Origin of the sequence: Arthrobacter sp. TS-15, assembly GCF_006964045.1 — a bacterium.
Classification (GTDB): Bacteria; Actinomycetota; Actinomycetes; order Actinomycetales; family Micrococcaceae; genus Arthrobacter.
Genome location: NZ_SDXQ01000147.1, coordinates 1 through 1,656 on the forward strand (window position 1 = coordinate 1; position 1,656 = coordinate 1,656).

At 69.5% G+C, this 1,656-nt stretch carries 2 protein-coding genes; both read right to left on the reverse strand.

Features of this window, described 5'->3' with window-relative positions:
* On the reverse strand, positions 1-1,310 hold a 1,310-nt coding region (locus EU811_RS23410; protein WP_142940611.1), incomplete at its 3' end, for an aspartate aminotransferase family protein.
* On the reverse strand, positions 1,307-1,656 hold a 350-nt coding region (locus tag EU811_RS23415; RefSeq protein ID WP_238703559.1), incomplete at its 5' end, for a hypothetical protein. The genes EU811_RS23410 and EU811_RS23415, both read right to left, overlap by 4 nt.

Genomic DNA, 1,656 nt, shown 5'->3' on the forward strand with positions numbered 1-1,656 from the left:
GTGAAGGCCTCCACGAACCGGTCGACGTCCCGCTCCCCGACGACTAGTGGCGGAATCAGCTTGATCACCTCCAAGTGATCGCCGGAGACCTGGGTGAGGATCCGGTGCCGTTGGAGCAGCGGCACGACCACCATCTGGGCGAACAGCCCCTTCCGCGCGGCCTGCAGCATCGTCCAACGGCTGCGCAGCTTCAGCGACTTGGGCCGCCCGAACTCGATGCCGATCATCAGCCCACGGCCGCGCACATCACTCAGCAGCTCGTACTTGTCGACGAGCGCCGCGAGCCGGGACTTCAACTGCTCCCCCGTGGCCCGGGCGTTGGCGACGATCTGCTCGTTCTCCATGACCGAGAGGACGGCGAGGCCCGCCGCCATGGCCTGCGCGTTGGCCCCGAAACTCGCGGAGTGCACGAGGACACGGTCCATGGTCGAGTAGACCTTCTTGAAGATCCAGTCCCTGCCGAGGGTGGCCCCGACGGGCACATACCCGCCGGACAGCGCCTTGGCCACGCACACCAGGTCCGGCTCCACGCCGTCCTCGTGCTGGTAGGCGTAGAAGTCCCCGGTCCGGCCGAGCCCCGTCTGCACCTCGTCCGCGATGAGGAGCGCCTTGTGCTTGCGCAGCAACTCCTGTGCGGCGCGCAGATATCCGGGCGGCGACTCGTGCACGCCCTTGCCCTGGATCGGCTCGACGATCAGCGCGGCGACGTCACCCTTCTTCAACTCCCTTGCCAGCGCGTCTAGATCGCCGAGCGGGACGGCCGTGTCGGGCAGCAGCGGGGCGAAGCCGTCCCGGAAGCCGTCCTCGCCGTTGACGGACAGGGACCCGGTGGTCAGACCGTGGAAGGCGTGGGTGCAGTACAGGACCCTCGGCTTCCCGGTCGCGTAGCGGGCGAACTTCAGCGCGGTCTCGACGGCCTCCGTACCGCTGTTGCCGAAGAACACCCGGTCCAGGTGGGGACTGTGCGTGAGCAGCTTCTCCGCCAGCAGCCCGGGCAGCGGCTGGCAGTCGAAGCGGGTGAGGTCGGCGAGCTGGGCGTCGAGGACGTCGTGCAGCGCCTTGCGGACGACGGGGTGATGGCGGCCCAGGCCCATCACCCCGAACCCGGCCAGCATGTCCAGGTACTCGTTGCCGTCCGCGTCCCAGAAGTACGCGCCCTCGGCCCGCTCGTAGACCTTGTCGAAGCCGATGGTGTGCAGCATGCGCGGCAGCTGGTGGTTCAGGTGCTTCGCGTGCAGCTCGTAGCGCTCGGCTCCGCGCTCGGCAAGCAGACCGGCGAGGTCGAACTCCTGGGACTTGCTGGTCGTCATTCCTGTTTCTCCTTGGACGCGTGCTCCTTGCCCGCCGGCTTCTTGGCGGTCTGCCTCTTCGCGACGCGCTGCCTGGCGGGCTGCGCCCTCGAAGCGCCTGCAGCGCCCTGCCCGGCGGACCGCGCCTTCGAGCCGCCCGACGCGGGAGCCTTACCGTCAGCGGCCTTCCCGTTCACAGCCCGCCGCGCCTCGGGGACCTGCCCTTCGGGGACCTGCCCCTCGACCGCGGATTCGGCCTCCGTGACCGTCGAGCGCGCCTCCTGAGTGGCCAGGCTCGCGCTGATCCGCCCGGCGATCTCGACCGGCGTGAGGCCGATGTCGGCGAGCACCTCACCCCGCTTGGCGT